The 17468-nt window shown below is 51.7% G+C and carries 9 protein-coding genes; 5 read left to right on the top strand and 4 right to left on the bottom strand.

The window, feature by feature from the left end; genetic code table 11:
• The first annotated feature begins 93 nt into the window (after positions 1-93).
• From BUC02_RS15805 to BUC02_RS02250, 3 genes are all read left to right on the top strand, one after another.
• Complete coding sequence (locus BUC02_RS15805; protein ID WP_139260981.1) at positions 94-1311, top strand: FISUMP domain-containing protein; 1218 nt, start codon at positions 94-96, stop codon at positions 1309-1311.
• Positions 1312-2070: 759 nt separating this feature from the next.
• Entirely contained in the window at positions 2071-3354 is a 1284-nt protein-coding gene (gene glyA / locus BUC02_RS02255) for a serine hydroxymethyltransferase (protein WP_073318062.1), read from the top strand.
• A gap of 113 nt (positions 3355-3467) precedes the next feature.
• Positions 3468-4355, top strand: a complete 888-nt coding sequence (locus BUC02_RS02250; RefSeq protein ID WP_254794060.1) for an ABC transporter ATP-binding protein — start codon at positions 3468-3470, stop codon at positions 4353-4355.
• A 75-nt stretch (positions 4356-4430) separates the two neighbouring features.
• Here BUC02_RS02250 and BUC02_RS02245 read toward each other — a convergent pair whose 3' ends face one another.
• The 3 genes from BUC02_RS02245 to BUC02_RS02235 all read right to left on the bottom strand — a co-directional run bounded on the left by BUC02_RS02245 (position 4431) and on the right by BUC02_RS02235 (position 11931).
• Positions 4431-6341 (bottom strand): BamA/TamA family outer membrane protein, encoded by a 1911-nt coding sequence (locus tag BUC02_RS02245; protein ID WP_073318058.1) that lies wholly within the window; start codon positions 6339-6341, stop codon positions 4431-4433.
• A complete protein-coding gene (locus BUC02_RS02240) occupies positions 6338-10222 on the bottom strand; it encodes a translocation/assembly module TamB domain-containing protein (RefSeq protein ID WP_073318055.1) in 3885 nt (1294 codons plus the stop codon). The genes BUC02_RS02245 and BUC02_RS02240 overlap by 4 nt, the downstream gene beginning before the upstream one ends.
• Positions 10223-10374: 152 nt before the next feature.
• On the bottom strand, positions 10375-11931 hold the full coding sequence (locus tag BUC02_RS02235) for a right-handed parallel beta-helix repeat-containing protein (protein ID WP_073318051.1): 1557 nt from the start codon (positions 11929-11931) through the stop codon (positions 10375-10377).
• A 183-nt stretch (positions 11932-12114) separates the two neighbouring features.
• Between BUC02_RS02235 and BUC02_RS02230 the strand changes: the two genes are divergently transcribed.
• Together BUC02_RS02230 and radA are read left to right on the top strand one after the other, a co-directional pair.
• Complete coding sequence (locus BUC02_RS02230; protein WP_073318046.1) at positions 12115-14418, top strand: ATP-dependent helicase; 2304 nt, start codon at positions 12115-12117, stop codon at positions 14416-14418.
• 75 nt (positions 14419-14493) lie between these two features.
• Complete coding sequence (gene radA, locus BUC02_RS02225) at positions 14494-15888, top strand: DNA repair protein RadA (protein ID WP_073318043.1); 1395 nt, start codon at positions 14494-14496, stop codon at positions 15886-15888.
• Positions 15889-15962: 74 nt separating this feature from the next.
• On the opposite strand, the gene BUC02_RS02220 is transcribed toward radA, so the two are convergent.
• Positions 15963-17357: a pentapeptide repeat-containing protein gene (locus BUC02_RS02220; protein WP_083564345.1), complete on the bottom strand. Its 1395-nt coding sequence runs from the start codon at positions 17355-17357 to the stop codon at positions 15963-15965.
• Between the last annotated feature and the right edge of the window lie 111 nt (positions 17358-17468).

Below are 17468 nucleotides of genomic sequence, written 5' to 3'. Positions count from 1 at the left end.
AAAAATCTAAAGCCGATCCATGGGGTCGGTATTTTCAATTCTTGTGACATTTAACTAAATTTGGCAGAAACGTTTGAGGTTACTGGAGGTTCTGTGAAGATTTTTACAAACGTCATTGCGAGCCCTGTAAGGGCGAAGCAATCCATTTTTGGTCGGTTAGTATTTGCGCTTGTCTTTGCGTGTATTTTCATTGCATGTGGCGATGAGTCTGGTAGCTCCGCTCCAGCGCCGGACCCGGCCGACGGTTCTTCGTCTTCTGTTGCGCTCAGTTCGAGGTCTTCTAGCTCTGTAAAGCTTGATTCGAATAGCTCGCAAAAAAAATCATCTTCTTCGGTGCAGCCGAATAGTAGTGAAGGAAAAACGGTCTCGTCAAGTTCTAACAACGGACAAAATGGGTCTAGTAGCTCGTCTCGGTATAAAACTTGTACGAGTGAAAAAGAGGGTGTTGAAGCCTATATTTCGCAGGAACAAAGCTGGTGTATTTGTACCGATGGCTTCTGGATTCCGGTGTCATCTAGTTCCACAGAACCGTCTTCTAGTAGCAAGTATTACGACATGAGCCGTCTTTTTGTAAGCGAGAATGACTACAGCTACGGGGAATTTACGGACCCCCGTGACGGCCAGGTGTACAAGACCATTAGCTATGAGCTCGGTTATGAAATTTTAGATTCCATAACCTATTTTGCTCAGAACTTGAATTATGGCAAGATGATTCCTGGGGGCACCCAGATGACGGATTCTACCAAGTTCTGCTACGATGATGACCCCTGGTATTGTGATAATGGCTTCGGTGGCCTTTATACCTGGGCCGCGGTGATGAACTTTCCTGCGGCTTGTGACAGTTTTGCCATAGGCTCCGCGAAGTGCCCGGTGGAGTATGACCTGATGAAAAGTAAGATTCCTTACTTTCAAAACAAGTTCAACTATGTAATGCATCAGGGAATTTGTCCGGAAGGCTGGCATGTGATGAATGAGGAAGAATGGGCTATGGTTATGAAGGGCAGTGGCTCCAGAGATGGTGCTTCGTATTTGGGTGCAGTTTTGTGGGGGTCCAATCAGCGAGGATTCTCTCTTTTACCGGCAGGAATGCTTAGAACACAAAGGACAAATACTCCAGAGAATTATGTTATGTATACGGATTTTGATGAATATGCGATTCATTGGATTCCGGGAGATTATCATGGCAGTCTAGAGAGAGATTCGACTGCATCATATGGTAATGCTGTTACGGTTGCTTCTGATCGTATGGATAGAAGTGCTGGTTCAAAAAAAATAGACGGTTTGTCCATCCGTTGCACAAAGGATTATTAATCCCTAATTAATCATTCAAAAAAGTTTAACAAATAAACAGGGCTTTGGGGAAAGCGGCGGCGAATGCCTGGCCGCTAAGCGGACAGTAAAGGCCGAAGGCCGTAATTTGTCTGCGTGCGGAGCAGGCTGAGCCGGAGCGCTTTTTTTTGGACATGAAAAGCTGATGCCGATTTCCATCGGCATGACGCGGGCGGGGAAAGGAGGTGCCGCATCAAGTGCGGCAAGACAGTGAGCAATTCATTCCACACGGCTCATTTCTGGAGCCGTGGGCATTTGCAGCCAGGGCGTTACCCCGGAACACGTCCGGGGCAGGCTCTAGCGCGGCGATTGAGCGCCCGTTCGAGGGGGTGCTGGAAGACCCGGCTATGGATTGCTTCGTCGCTTTGCTCCTCGCAATGACGTGCAAGCCGAAGCGAATGTATTTACCAAGCGAATGAGCCACGGAATTTTCCGTCTGTGAGCAATAAGCCCCAAGCGTTAAGCGAGGGCGATTGCGAGAGAGAGGCTGTAAAGCCGATCGGTCGCTCCTTGAGCGGGTAACAACATCGCGAAGGCCGTGCACATATGCCGGGGCTGCAAGCAGGGGGATTCTTCCCCCCAAATAATGCCCCTTTAAGCTTGTTTTAAGAAAAATCTTTCGTCTCCTCATAGAGGATAACTCTACTAAGGTGCTTAAAAAGCACCAAGTATCGTATATCTCGTCTTGGGTCTCTCGTCTAAAAAGCTATATTTGGCGCGTACAAATCAAGGAGTAGCTAAATGCTCAAATCTACACTGCAACAGACCGATCCGGAAATCTACAACATCATCCAGGAAGAAGCCGAACGCCAGGAATATGGCATCGAACTCATCGCTTCCGAAAACTACACCTCCAAGGCCGTCATGGAAGCCATGGGCTCCGTGCTGACCAACAAGTACAGCGAAGGCTACGTGGGCAAGCGCTACTACGGTGGTAACGAAGTGATCGACAAGATGGAAGCATTGGCCATCGAACGTTGCAAGAAGCTCTTTGGTTGCGACCATGTGAACATCCAGCCGCTGTCCGGTTCTCCGGCCAATGCCGCTGTCTATTTCGCCGTCCTCAAACCGGGCGACAAGGTCCTCGGCCTCAAGCTCGACCACGGTGGACACCTTTCTCACGGCCATCCGGTGAACTTCTCCGGCATGCTCTACAACTTCGTGCAGTACGAAGTCGACAAGGAAACGGGCCGCATCGACATGGACAAGGTCCGCGAAATCGCCCTCCGCGAAAAGCCGAAGATGATCCTCGCCGGTTTCTCTGCCTACAGCCGCAACCTCGACTGGAAGCGCTTCAAGGAAATCGCCGACGAAGTGGGCGCGCTCACCATGGCTGACATTTCTCACATTGCCGGTCTCATTGCCGGTAAGGCTATCGAATCTCCGGTGCCGTACTTCGACATCGTGACGACCACGACCCACAAGACTCTCCGTGGCCCGCGTTCCGCTATCATCATGTGCAAGGACCGCACCATCCAGAAGATGGTGAAGGGCGAACTCAAGGAAGTTTCCCTCGCCAAGGAAATCGACAAGGGCGTGTTCCCGGGCATGCAGGGTGGTCCGCACGACCACATCAACGCCGGTAAGGCCGTTGCATTCCTCGAAGCTCTCCAGCCGGAATTCCAGACCTACGCGAAGAACGTCATCAAGAACGCTCAGGCTATGTCCGATGAAATGCAGAAGCTCGGTTACAGGGTTATTAGTGGCGGTACCGACAACCACCTCATCGTGGTGGACATGACCTCCAAGGGCGTTTCCGGTAAGGAAGCCGAAGTGGCCATGGAAAAGGTCGGCATCTCCTGCAGCCGTTCTACCATCCCGTTCGATCCGCGCAAGCCGATGGACCCGTCCGGTGTTCGCCTTGGCACTGCCGCTATCACGACCCGTGGCTTTGACGAAGAAGATACCCGCGAAGTGACCCGCATCATCGACCGCTGCATCAAGGCCAAGGACGACGATGCCGCTCTCGCCAAGATCCGTCAGGAAATTGTCGAACTCTGCAAGAAGCACCCGCTGTACAAGTAATTTTGCGGAGCAAAATTACTTGGGCTATGAGCTCGGTCGCTACGCTTCCTTTGAGGCGTGAGCGCGGACCTTCGGTCCTTTGAGTAAAATAATGGCGCCTTTGGCGCAAGATATTGAAAAAGTGGTTCGCGTGGGCGGGCCACTTTTCGTTTTCTATATTTAGCCTCATGTTTGCGATTAAGGTCCAAGGTGTTTCGTTTACTTATCCCGGCGCGTCGGAAAAGGCGCTTGACTCGGTAAAGCTTGAAATTCCCGAGGGGAGTTTCTTTGCGTTGCTTGGCCCGAATGGGGCGGGAAAGACGACGCTTTTGAGACTCTTGTGCGGGCGATTTGCTGGCTTTTCGGGAATTCTTGAAATTGCAGACACCATGCGCGGCAAGAACGGATTCTTGGATCCTCTTGCTTGCGGAATTTTGCTTGAAAATCCGGGAATTTACCCGAAACTTTCGATTGCGGAATACGTGGATTATTTCGAGGGCTTTTATGCGGCGCGCAACCCTGCGTGGAATGAATCTGCTGCCCGCGAACGCATCAAGTCGCTTTCGCAAAAGCTAGAGTTGCCGGATCCTGCAACCCGCATGGGCAAGCTTTCGCTGGGTAACCGCCAGAAGGTGCAATTGCTGCGTGCCATGGCTCCGAGCCCGCGCCTTTTGATTCTGGATGAACCGGTGGCAAACCTGGATCCGATGGCACGTGAATCCGTGTGGAGTCTGCTTGCTGACTGGCGCAAAAATGAAGGCGGTACCGCTATCGTTTGTTCGCATATTTTGGCCGAAATGGAAGAAGAAGCGACCGATTTTGCCATCATCGACCGCGGGCGAGTCCTTAAGAGCGGTCGAGTGGCGGACCTTGCCGGCGAATCGGCGACTTTCAAAGTGGACTCTGCCGCATCGTTAGAGCAAATCCGCACAGCTCTCGCTGCCGCCGGAATCAAAGCAAATGTCGTGCCCGAAAAAGCGGACCTCGCGAAATTATATCGCGACGTAGTGTCTAGTAAATGACTAATGTGAAATGTGTAATGAGTAATTAAACATTTCTCATCTCACATCCCACATTCCACATCGCGGCTCTGCCGCCTAGAATGTCTGCGACAGGTCGAAGGCGAATCGGCCGGAAGCAAAGTGTTCCAGATTCCAGTTGCTCAAATCTTTCTTGAAGGCGTAATCTAGGCGGAATGTAAGGAACTGCCATCGGTAACGGATGCCGAGTCCCAAACTTTCGTCTTCTTCGGCGGCGTACTTGCCGCTTTCGCTGTCGGTTACGCGGGCCCAATCGTAGAACTGCACAATCTGCCAGCGCTGCCAAGACTTCCACGGGAATGTCCAGCGCACTTCTTGGTTGAATCTAAAGTAGAGCGGCGTAAGGCCCGTGTGAATGTCGGTGACGGATTCTTCTTCGCCGGTTTCTTCGTCGCGCACGGTGTAAGTGCTGTCGTAGCTTGCGTAAATACTGCGGAATCGGTAACCGCGCACAGAACGCGTACCGCCCTGGTAAAAGATTCTAGCATCGTCTTCAAGGGCCTTGGCAAAGAATCTACCGACGCTTCCGCTGACGGCTCCGTAAAAAGTCCAGAATAGCGGGTGGTAAAGGTTAATTGTCATTTCGCCATAGGTGTAGGGGTCGCCCACCATGCCTGGGTTTTGAAGGTCGGCCTTCCAGTTAGAACCCGCACCGAATGTGGGGGCAAGTCGTATACCCTTTGTCGGGTTGAAGTAGTCGTCGGTGTAGTCAAAGGTGAGCGCCGTTTCGCCTTTCAGTTTGAAGAGCTTGTCTTCGTTCTTGTTCACGTAACGGGTATCGAATGTCCCGCGGAAACGAATGCGCTTGGTAATACCGAAGGTCAAGTCTGCGCGGTTGATGATTTCGTAACGTTCTTCCAAACTGTCGGGGTATGCCGGCGGGTTAATTTTTTCGTGGTTTAACGTGATGCGGTCTTCAAATCGGATTGCCGTCGGAATAAAGCTGAAGGAGGTCCCGAACAAGAGCGGGTTTGCGTAACCGACAGAAGCTTCTTGCTTATGCTGTGCAATTTGGGCACTTGTCGAAAATTCGTGGAAATGCCCAAAGAAGTTCTTGTGCTTTGCTGAGGCGAGCGCTCCGAATCCGTAGATTTCTTCGAAGAAGAATCCGTAGCGGGTTTCTCCGGGCATGCGCTCGGTTACGTTCAGGTAAACGTCCGAAAGGCCGTCTTCCCTGAGCGAATCGCTCATCTTGATTTGCGTAAACAGCTGGGTCGAGAAAAGCTTGTTTCTAAAGGTATAGTACTGGTTACCGTCAATGATTTCGCCTTCGGGAATGCGCCAGAGGTTAGAAAGCCATGCCGTATCCGTAAGGCCCGTTTCCGAAATGACAGCATTCGGGTTACGCCTGTCTTTTGTGCGTCGGCTAGAAGAGGCGATATTTCCCATCATGACTTTTGCGCCTGGGTCAACGGTAATCTGCACCAGAATCTTTTTGTGCGTCGTGTCAATCATTTCGATCGAAGAAAGCGTTGAATGCAGGTAGCCTTCGCGGCGGTAAGCCTTTTGAATGTCTTCCAGGTCTTCGGCAATGTCGTCTTGATTGTAAAGATGGTCTTGGGCGATATTCAATTTTGTTTCGTCAATTTCGACCCTGCGATCTTCGGGAACTATCAGCTTGACACCGCTAAAACGGTAACGCTCGCCGTCGCGAATGGTAATAAAGTAGCCGCGAATGCTGCTGTCTGCCGAAATGATGTCGCGCTGGATATCCATCGACAAATCGAGACTGTAATAACCGCGAGAATAGTAGAGCGCCTTGATGTTTTCCAGCGAAAGTCGCATCATGAAGTCTTGCTTGGTCGTATCCATCTTGCCGAATTCTTCGGGAATGTCAAGTTGTTCTTCAAGCTGGAAAGTCGAGAAGGCCTTGTTACCCTTGATATTTACGTACCACGGGTGTTTGTCGTCATCGGCGGCTAGGCATACGAAGGCGAATGCTAAAAGAAGGAATAGGATCTTTTTCATTTTGAATCCTCCTTTTGCTTAGAGGGCGATTCTATGGCTTCGCATCGTCCAAGGCCAAGAATACACGGATTCCAGAATCGGTACATATAGTTGATACCGATGTCTTTTTCGAGTCGGTCGTTGCTTCCGGCGCCGGTATTGGTCAAGTACTGCTTAGAGGTCAGCATGCCGTTCAAGTACAAAGTCGGCGACAGATGGTTTTCGTGCGAGTAAATTTCTTCTTGGAACACGGGCAACGTGTAGTTGATGCCGAATTGGAACGACTGGTCGTAAGTGGGGCTTACGCTTTGGTCTTGCGTGTAACCAAAGATCAAACTCAAGTCCTTAACCCAACGGTCCAGCGAAATCGGAATCTTGAAGTAGCTGGAGTCTTTATCGCCGGTGGTATTGTTTTCAAAGAACATCACCTTCATTTCAATATCGCCAATGTAATCGCCGCCCAAGGTCTTGTTCGCTGTAGTCGAAATCACTTTACCGATTGCCTTGCCTGCAAGCTTGTTCCAGTCGGCTTCTTCGCCGTTGTCGTTTGCGATACAACCAAGCAAAATGTTGTAGTAAATCGATGCTGCCGAGGCGTCGGTACCGCAGTTAGACGACGGTACCGCCTGCAAATTCGAAATGGTTCCCTGCAAGTCTAGGTTAATCGGGCATGTTTCTTTATCGGTCTCGTTTGATTCTGCTGAGCAGTAGGGGAGCTCCTGGCTACTGGTCACGTCGACAACGCCCTTTTGCCAGGGAACATCGTTCCAAGAAATCATGAACGAATTCAGGTCGAATTCATAGATATCCTTGACTCCAATAAATCCACTGTTCGTATTCGTTATGTCACCGCGCAATAGCGGGCGAACCGTGTTACCCAAAACCCAGATGTCGACTGTCAGCGGGAATGTTGCAAACGGTGTCACGATAGCGATAGAATCTCGCTGCGAGTCGCTAATGTGCATTGAAAGGTTGATGGGGCTCGAAACTGATATTTTTTCTTCTTGGGCGCCGCTCTTGCGCATCTTGGCGACAAAGTTGTTGAACATGGTCAGGTACTTGTCGAGAGCTGCCGGCGTAATGTCAATATCGAAATCGCGGTAGAACACCATCTTGTCAATCATGATATTTCCGGTAATGGTGCTGTTCTTGATAATGCCTTCTTGGCGGTGCGGAATTGCAAAGCCGATGTTTCCACGGGCAATGGCTTCGGCGTCGCCGTAAATTATGTTGTTGAACTTGTAAGAAATTTTCGGAATGTTTGCCGTCACCAGCAGTTCTTCTTCGCTGTCGGTCATGGTAGAATTGATGTCTTCAAGTACAAGGTAATGCGATTCGGTCTTGATCGAGTAACGGTCGGAATGCACATTGATAGAATCGATCTTCATGCTGTCGAGGTTGAACTGCAGTGTTCCCGAAATGACTTCGTCGTTTTCGTTCTTGGTTCTCGCTTCGTAAATGTTCAAGAGCCCGTTTTCCACATGGCCGCGCATGTAAATCGGGAACTGCACTTTGGTTCTGGGTGGTTCGTAAACGGTCGAATCCAGACTCATGTCCGCGGTAATTCCGGCAAGGCCCTTCCGCAAGTTGGCTGCAATGTCCACATGCAAGTCGGTATTCTTGATTTCGCTGACCGTTCCCGGAATGAACCAGGAACCGTTTGCGTCTACAGTGCCTTTGAACAACAGGTCGTTGTCGATAAAGCCTTCTGCCCAAACCGTGCCGCCGTTGTCGCTACCGTGCGAGAAACTGACGTGACGCTTGCCGCTAAACACGTTGTTGATAATCACCTGCGTATTGCCTGTCCAGCCGCCGCCGCCAATGTCCAGGTAAGCGTTCAGTTCGACCTTGTCGTTTTCGGCAAACACGTTCAGTTTTCGAATGTTGAACAGGTCGGGCGGAATCTTTCGGAACTTGATGTCTGCAAAGCTTAAGTTTCCAATGAGCTTGTTACCTTGGTTGTAGGTGAGATCACCATTCAGCATGCCCGAAGTGAGTGTGCTGTCGTTAAAGCTTTCAAGCAGTAGCGGAATACTGAAGTCGTGCGATGAAATGTTGGCGAACAACACTTCTACAGGCAAGAAGGTAGTAGGCTTGAAGTCCGGGTTCGAATCGTTAGGCAACACGAATACGGTCGTTGCGGTCACGGAGTTTCGGTTATGGATTGCCCTGAAGTTGTCAATGAATAGCGTGTCGCCGTTTGCACGAATCGATGTTTCAAGTCCAACTTTGAATGCGTCCAGGTCGCCGTCTACGGACACGTCCATGAATCCGAATTGGTTGTCAAAGTCGTGGTGCCATTCGCCGCTCACCTTTCCTCGAATGTTTCGTCCGAGTTTTATGTCAGAGAACGGAATCGTCTCGAAAACCACCTTGTCGGCCTGAACGTCAAGCGCAATCGAATCTCCGATGTGAACGTATGCGCTTGCGCTGCCGCCGTGTTGCTGCCTTACGTTCCAGGAGGTATGCGGGTGTTCGTCGTTCCACTTGACATCGCCGTCGAAATCGAAAGTTTCGTTCGGAGTGTAAATGACACCGTTCGTAAAGTCGATTCCCTTCTTGTTGATGGCGAGCGTCACCTGCAGAGAGTCTGCCGTTATGTGGTAGGCGTTTTCAATCGCATTGACTTTGGCGAGTATTTTCAGGTAATGTCCATCAAACGAACCGTACGCTTTTGTTCGGTCGCCCAAGGTCAGGTTGCCTTGCGTCCAGTCTAATGCCCACGGTTCGTAAGGGGAAATGTCACCGGTAAAGGTGAGTGAAAGCGAATCCTTGAGATGAACTTCTGCGTCGACAAGTGATCCGTGTCGGGTTTCGATTGAAACGGTCAGCTCGTTGTCGATCAGTTCGCCCGATTTGATTTCCATGTCGAGCGGCATCATCTGCGGACCGAACATCGCATTCATGCGGTCGATGCGCCCCGTGAAGAACACGTTCCTTTCTTTATCGACGTTTCCGTTCAGTACGATAGTTCCGCCTTCGTCGTTCCTGAGAACCACATCGGCATCGATGTTTTCCATGTCGCCCGAAAGGTTTACGGTCACGTTTTCGGCAAGCAGCGGCCAGAAGGCTCCGACTCTCGTTTCAATCGTTGCGTCGTAAGAGGTGCGGTTCTTTTGCAGGTCTACGTTTGCGGTTGCGGACACCTTGACCTTGCCGAGTTCGGGCACTGCCGGCGGTAGCTCCACCGGAATCCAGTCTTCGGGATTGGTGATGGTCAGGTCAGTACTTGTCTTGATTTTCCCGAGGTTGTCCTTGGGGGCTTCGACATTCAAGGCGATAGAATCTTTCTTCGTCTTGATCTTGCCGTCAATCTTCAAGTCGTCGCTGCTGAAGTCTGCGTTCAGGTTAACGCTTGCTGGTGCCGAAATGTAGTCGCCGTTGATGTTTCGTGCGCTGAGCGTGAGCGCTTTTTGTCCGCGGCTTTCCACGGAAATATTGCTTGCCTGCCAGCTCTTGCCGTCCGAAAGGTTAACGCGCGCCTCCTTGACATCGATTTGTGCCGGAATGTGAATTTTCAGTTTTTCCGGGAATTTGGGAATGCTGTCGGTTTTCTTCGGCTTCTTCTCGTCTTTATCCTTGGAAACATCGAAGTCTGCAATCACCGAATCCATGGCGAGTCGAATGCCCTTGGGTTCGCCCAGCAGGGTGATTTCCAAATTCGGGTTGGCCACCTTGATATCGGTGCCGTCCATCGAAACGCGGATTGAATCGAAATGGTGGGTCAGCAGGTCGTCCATACGGTGCCCGTGAGGGCTAATCGTAATGCCCGCGATGGTGTGCGGAGTCGACAGGAACCGTTCCGCAAGCGCATGCAGGAACCAGACGCCAAGGGCAATGGCGCCAACAACAGCCGTGGCGAAGGCGGCTGTTCCTAGAAATGTCGTCGGTCTCCTGATCAACTTGATTCCAAGTATAGAAAATACGCAGAATTTGGTCTTGGATTTCTGCGGAATAGAGGGCCTAAATCGTTGTCTGTCAACGAGTTAGAGACTTCTTTTTTGTTTCGGTTTACTTACAAAGGCGTGAAAACGCAATCGGGAGGTGATTTTTGTTACTTTGTTATGAAATAACGGGACGCTTTGCCCGGCTTGAAAGGCCCCAAGTAACGGCCTTGCAAATCGAACATTTTTGCAGGATCGCTTGGCGCTGTAAGCGGTTTCGTTGAATTCCGGAATTTCTTGATGATCGGAGTCGCAGAACCGCTATAATTGAACGCTCCCAAACCTAATTCTAGGGCGCGGCTCCCCTTCTTGAGTTTCAAGAAATCCACATCGGGCAAGCTGCCGTCGGCATTACGCGGGCCCAGGATTCCCGGAATCGTCGAGAGGTCCTTGCCGGTCACGGTCATGCTCGGGTCGTCAAGACTTTCAAAATCGTCGACCGTCAGGTCGAGATTCAGGTTCCAGGTGTTGTTCTCGCCGGCGGGGCATTCCACGTAATGGTCGATGCCCTGGCTCGGTATATACTCCCAGCACTCCCCGACTTGCGAATTCTTGTTCGGGAAGGCAATGTTGTTCTTGAGCACGTGGGCGTTGTCGCCGGTGAGCGGAGCCACCTCGGCAATGCGGTTCCCTTCAGAATCGAAGAGCGTCGATGCCATGGCAAATTCGCGGTCCTTGTTCATGTACGACGTATTGTTGAGCCACTTGCTGCCCACGCCGGTGTAGTTCGCGTAAAAGCCCGTCGTCTTGTTTTTCCAGGCGGCGCAGAACTTGATGGTATGGCGCCCGCCGCCGAGGGTACTTTCGCCCATCTTGATGCCGTGCCCGTTGCCGTTCTTCGGATTGCCAAGTCCGTAGTCGCTGTAGCCGTTCCCCATGGCGTAGCAGTTTTCCAGCACCACGGGGAATTCCTGGTTGATGAAGTCGAAGCCGTCGTCGCTGTTCCACCAGGCGCGGCACCCGATGAACTTCGTGGTATCGCCCTCGCCGGGTTTCTGGTAATGCGCGCCGAAGCCGTCGGCATTTTCGCCGTCGCCCTGCCAGCCCAAAGGATCGTAGTTGTCGTGGGCATCGCAGTTCAAGAAGATGTGTCCGCCGCCGTCTGCCGCGCCGTCGTTCGCGAAGAATCCGGGGCCCGCATTATGGTGGCTATCAATCTGCTCCAAAAAAATGTGCTTGCTCGCGTAAAGGAAAACGCCGGAATTCGAGTTGTGTTTCATGGGCGTGTTGCGCACCTCGAAACCCTTCAGGTGCAGGTACTTTGCCGAAATCACGATGGGCGAGGTGTACATCGCGCCCTCGGGCGTGCCGTCGCTGTGTTCCCCGCCAGCAGCCACGGGGAGGTTCGCGCCGTCAAAAATCGGACGCTCGCCCGGGTAGGCCAGGTAATGGATGCGTTTGTCATCGCTCTCGCCGCTTGCCGTCAGGAGAATTGCCGCAGTCATCTTGTACCGCGCGAAAAAAACGGTATCGTGCAGGTCGTAGATGCCGCCGCGAACCCAGACGGTATCACCCGCGCGCACCACGGTGTTCGCCTTATTGAGCGTCGCGAAAGGCTTGTCCTTTGTGCCTGCCGCATTGTCGCTACCGTCGGTCGCCACATAATACACGGCGCCGAACGCCTGAATCGCCGTTAAGGCGAAAGTCAAAAAGAACCTTGCTCCCATATACACCTTGAGTATTTGCTTAAAATATACTTGAATTTCTAAAAAAAGTGATGTTCTTTTTGATTTTGGCCCTGATTGTAGCTATTTCTTGTGCTTAGATTTCAGGGGGCTATAACACTATTGTTCTAAAAATACTATATTTTTGTGCAGTAAAACAAATGTTCACTATGTAACGAGGTGCACATGGCCCTAGAAAATATGGATTTGGAACAACGACAAGCGGTGGAAACCACCGAGGGCTTTGTGCGCGTGGTGGCGGGGGCTGGGTCCGGCAAGACCCGGACGCTGACCCAGCGTTACCTGTACCTGGTGAAAGAGATGGGCATTTCGCCGTCGAACATCCTTTGTGTCACTTTTACCAACAAGGCTGCGAACGAAATGAAAAAGCGCATCCGTACGGTGTTGGGCGGCGACGACAGCGGCTACATTTCTACGTTTCACGGTTTTTGCGTGCGATTCTTGCGCGAAGAAATCCATGTGCTGAATTACCCGAAAGAATTCATGATTCTGGACGAAGACGACCAGAAGTCCCTTTTGCACAAGGCCTACGCCGATTTAGGCTACTCGCTTAAGGATTTGAAAATCAGCAGCGTCATCGACTACATTGGGGGCCGAAAGGCGGCCGACATCAATTACGTCTCGCTTTTTGCGGAACTGCCGTCAGAGGGCATGACCACTAAAGACCACTTGCTTGCGCTTTCGGATGCTGCCGATGACAAGTGGATGCGGGTTTATTACCGCTACCTTTACGAACAGAAAAAGAATTACGCGCTGGACTTTGACGACCTGATTCTTTCGACGCTGTACATTCTCGAAAATTTTCCGGAACAGCTCGACAAGTGGCGCAAGCGCATGATGTACATCATGGTCGACGAATACCAGGATATCGACGGTCAGCAGTACCAGCTGGCGGATTTGCTGGCGAGCTACCACAAGAACCTTTTTGTGGTGGGTGATCCGGACCAGACTATTTACGGTTGGCGCGGCGCCGATGTCAACCGCATTCTGGAATTTGATAAGACCCACGAAAACACCAAGACGATTTTGCTGCAAAACAATTACCGCTCCACACCCAGCATCTTGAAGGTGCCGGATGCGGTCATCAAGAACAACAAGTTCCGAATTGAAAAAATCTTGAGGCCACAAAGGGTTGGCGGCAAGACGCCAGTCTTTTACCATGCCAAGAACACCCGCGAAGAAGCTAAGTGGATTGTGGAACAAATCCAGAATGCCGTGCAAAGCGCAGGCGGCGTGCATTACAAGGATATCGCGGTACTTTACCGCATGCACTCGCAATCGCGTTCTGTAGAAGAAGCATTGATGGCCGAAAATATTCCTTACAAGGTTTACAGTGGGGTAGGCTTTTACCAGAGGAAAGAAATCAAGGATGTCATTTGCTACTTGCGAATGCTGGTGTACGCCGACGATTTGTCGTTCATACGTACGGTGAATACGCCCAAGCGCCAGTTCGGCCCGAAGAAAATTGCAACCTTGCAGGCCTTTGCCGATGCCCGCGGAGTCGGGCTTTACGAGGCTCTGCTTGAAATTGTCTCGGAAGCGGGCATTTTGAACAATGTGGCGGCCGATGTTTCGTCGCAGGCGGAACTTTCCTCTGTCGGCAACGAAAATCAAAAGATTGATTTCGACAGCAAGGGATTCCTGGCCCGGAGCAATGTGGTCGAATACGTGAAGCTGATTGAAAAGTATCGTTCCCGCTACAAGGACATGTGTGTTTCTGAAGTCCTCGCGAAAATCCTGCGCGAAACCAAGTACGAAGAAATGCTGCGCCTCGATGGCGACGAAGACCGCCTGGACAATTTGGCCGAACTCAAGCAAGGGATTCTTGAATTCGAGAATTACTACGAAGAAGACGCCTCGCTGGATGAATACTTGCAGAACATTGTGCTGTTCACGAATACCGACGAAGATACCGAGGAAAAAGACCGCGTGCAGCTCATGACGATTCACAACGCGAAGGGCTTGGAATTCCCGTACGTATTCGTTTGCGGCTTGAACGAGGGCTTTTTCCCGGTCAAGCGCGTGCAGAATAAAATCCAGCTGGAAGAAGAACGCCGCTTGGCCTATGTGGCATTTACCCGCGCCGAGAATGTACTTTGCTTAAGCGATGCCGAAGACGGCGTTGCAGGCGAAAGCGGAACCCGTTACCCTTCCAGATTCCTGCTTGAAATGGATATGGGCGGTTTGAACATCGCCCGCGGTATTTCAGAAGATTTCCTTGAAGCCGCGAAAGCCTACATCGCAAACATCGATCGCGACCGCGAATTTTTGAGCGACGAAAGCCTTGGGCTTGTAAAGAAGGCGCCTTCGGCCGAGTTTGCCGTAGGCGACCGCGTGGTGCATAAAATCTTTGGTGCAGGAATCGTGAAGGCGGTAGACGAAAAGAACTTCTGTTACGAAATCGCCTTCGAAAAATTTGCGACCCCGCGCTCTATCCAGTTTGACTTTCCTTTGACGAAAATTCCGTAATTACTTTAGTGCTTTTTTGTGCAATTACGTGCGCTTGACATTTTGTGTCAGGCGCATTTTGTTATATTAGTGCACATGGTAGCACTAAACAAATCGAAAGCGAAAAAAGAAATTGAGTTCCTTTGCACCGAATGCGGCAACACCACGCCTAAGTGGGCGGGTAAGTGCCCGTTCTGCGGCGCATGGAGCAGCCTCAAGGAACATGTGGTCGAAAACATTCTTGAGGGCGGTCGTGCCTCTCGTGGCTTGGGAGGCCCGGTGCACAAGGTGGTGCCGCTCAAGGATGTCGCGACCGAAGATACGCGGCGGCTGAGCTCCGCCAATGCCGAATTTGACCGCGTGCTGGGGGGCGGGCTTGCACCAGGTTCCCTGGTGCTCATTGGTGGCGATCCGGGAATCGGTAAGTCCACGCTCGTGCTTTCGACGCTCGCCACCATGACAGCCGCCGGCGTCAAGACTCTTTATGTAAGCGGTGAAGAAAGCGCGGTGCAGGTCAAACTCCGTAGCGAGCGCCTGAATGTCGCGGGCTCCGATATGCTTTTGCTTTGCGAAACCAGCCTCGAAAAAATCTTGCAACAAGCCCAGGAACTCAAGCCGCAAGTGCTCGTGATAGATTCTATTCAGACAGTCTACAAGAGCGACTTGTCGGGCACTCCGGGCTGCGCCACTCAGCTTCGCGAATGCACGCTCGACCTGATGGTCTTTGCCAAGAATACGGGCTGCATCACTATTCTAATCGGGCATGTGACCAAGGACGGCCAGATTGCGGGCCCGCGCATTTTGGAACACATGGTCGACACCGTCGTTTACTTCGAAGGCGACCGAAATCATCAATACCGAATTCTCCGGACTATCAAGAATCGCTTTGGCGCAACTGATGAAATCGGCGTGTTCGAGATGACGGGGCACGGGCTCTCGCCTGTGGAAAACCCGAGCCGCGTGTTCTTGCAAGAAAACGTTCCGCCGACGCCAGGGAGCGTCGTCTGTTGTACACTCGAAGGCACCCGCGCCATGCTTTTTGAAACGCAGGCGCTTGTGAGTTCAACCACGTTCGCCGTGCCCCAGCGTGTGGCTGCCGGAATCGACCCCAAGCGTCTTACGATTATTCTGGCCCTGCTCGAAAAGTTCGGCGGGGTTATCGTTGGAGCCTCCGACGTGTTCGTGTCGATTGCCGGCGGGCTGAAGGTCTCCGACACTTCATCGGACCTCGCCTTAGCGCTTGCCATTGCGAGCAATCACCTCGCAATTCCGCTCGGACGCCAGTGTATTGTGATTGGTGAGCTAGGACTGTCTGGCGAGGTCCGCTCCGTGAGCCTGTTGGAACAACGGCTCAAGGAAGCCCGCCGCCTGGGAATTACCGAGGCGGTCGTGCCTGCGTGCGGCCGTTTGCCCGAAAATACCTCCGGCATGAAAATAGTCCAGGTTCACACCCTCTCCGAGGCTGTGAACTGGCTGATGGATCATAAATAACGCAGCCCGTTGCTAACCCACTAAAAAAGCCCCGGTTCTTCACCGGGGCTTCTTAAATCCGTTAAGGTTCTAGACTACTCTTCGTCGTCAGCGGCTTTTTTTCTTTTCTTCTTCTTGCCCGAAGAACCTGTGCCTTCGACCTTGATGTCGGCTGCCTTTTCACCACGCTTGGTGAAACCATACTGACGCGGGTCAAAGCCTGACGGGAACTGGGTCTTGTTGTCGTAGATTACCTTCTTGGCGGTGAACTTTTCAATCTTGGCGCCTTCGAGGTTTGCTCCAGAGAAGTCCACGTCTTCCATCTTGGTGTCGGCGTCAATCTTGATGCCCTGCATGTTGGCGTTGGTGAAGTTCACCTTTTCGAGCTTGGCACCGGCAAAGCTTACACCGGCGAGCTGGGCGAGAATGAAGTCGGAACGTTCGATGGTGGAATTCGCGAAGTTGGCCTTGGTGAGGTCAGCTTTGTCGAAGATGTTCTTGCGAACGTAGGCGCCGTCGAACACTGCCTTCAGGAGTTCTGCGTTCTGGAAAGCGTTCTTGCTCACTTCGGTATCGTAGAAGGATGCCTTAGAAAGCTTGGCCTTCGTGAACGAGTTCTTTGCGACGGAGCCCTTGTCGAAGATCACGCCGGTCAGGTCCTGGCCGTCGAACTTCATGTTCTTCACGGTGGACTGGGCGAACTTGGCCTTCTGGAGCTGAGTCTTGGAAAGGTCGACGTCATTGAAGGTCGTCAAGGAAAGGTCAGCGTCCTGCAGGTTCACGTTCTTGAATTCTGCACCGCTGAAGTTAGCCTGAGAAAGACCAGCTTTTGCGAAGTTCACGTCAACGAGGTCAACGCCCTTGAAGTTGGCGGCAATCAGGTTACAGGCGGTAAAGTCCGTCTTGACGATGGTGGCCTTGCGGAGGTCGCTGTTAGCCATCAAGGAACGGGAGAAATTTGCACGGGTCAGGTTGGCCTTGCTGAAGTCGGCTGCAGTAAGGTCCACATCCATCACGGACGCCTGGGTGAGGTCGGACTTGCTGAAGTCAGCGTTGTCGGACACCTTCATAGCGTCGAGGCGTGCGTTTTTGAAGTTGACTTTCGGGAAGTTACTGTCGAGAAGCGTTGCACGGTAGAGGTTGGCTTCTTCCATGTTGGCGCCTTCGAACGAAGAGCTGCGGATGTCGGCACCGCTGATGGTCGCCTTAGTAAGGTCTGCACCTTCGAAGTTTGCTCCGCTAATCACTGCATTCTGGAAGGAAACTTCGTTGAGCTTGGCGCCCTGGAAGTTCGGACCTTCACCGGTGGCACGGCGGAAGTCGGTGGTGTGGGCGACGGCTTTCGCATTTTTGAAGTTGAAACCGTCAATACGCTTGTTACTGAAAGATACGTTCAGGTCCTTACCTGCCCAGTTGTCTTGGGCGTAAACGTTGAGGGCAAGTGCGCTCAATAGGCACAGGCCGAACTTTGATACACTCTTCATATTCATATACATTCCCTTTTAAGGATAAACCAAATAACGGATAGCTCTAAAATAACTAAAAAAATTGCCAATTAACAATAAAAAAGAAAAAAACTTTATAAATAAATGCTAATTTGT

The sequence above is a fragment of the Fibrobacter sp. UWOV1 genome, from assembly GCF_900142495.1.
In the GTDB taxonomy this organism is placed as follows: Bacteria; Fibrobacterota; Fibrobacteria; order Fibrobacterales; family Fibrobacteraceae; genus Fibrobacter.
This window is presented reverse-complemented; position numbering and strand designations above follow the sequence as displayed.

Excerpts from the sequence above, each read along its gene's own strand:
- glyA (WP_073318062.1), top strand. The coding sequence starts at position 2,071 with ATGCTCAAATCTACACTGCAACAGACCGATCCGGAAATCTACAACATC.
- BUC02_RS02245 (WP_073318058.1), bottom strand. The coding sequence starts at position 6,341 with ATGAAAAAGATCCTATTCCTTCTTTTAGCATTCGCCTTCGTATGCCTA.
- BUC02_RS02235 (WP_073318051.1), bottom strand. The coding sequence starts at position 11,931 with ATGGGAGCAAGGTTCTTTTTGACTTTCGCCTTAACGGCGATTCAGGCG.
- BUC02_RS02230 (WP_073318046.1), top strand. The coding sequence starts at position 12,115 with ATGGCCCTAGAAAATATGGATTTGGAACAACGACAAGCGGTGGAAACC.
- radA (WP_073318043.1), top strand. The coding sequence starts at position 14,494 with ATGGTAGCACTAAACAAATCGAAAGCGAAAAAAGAAATTGAGTTCCTT.
- BUC02_RS02220 (WP_083564345.1), bottom strand. The coding sequence starts at position 17,357 with ATGAATATGAAGAGTGTATCAAAGTTCGGCCTGTGCCTATTGAGCGCA.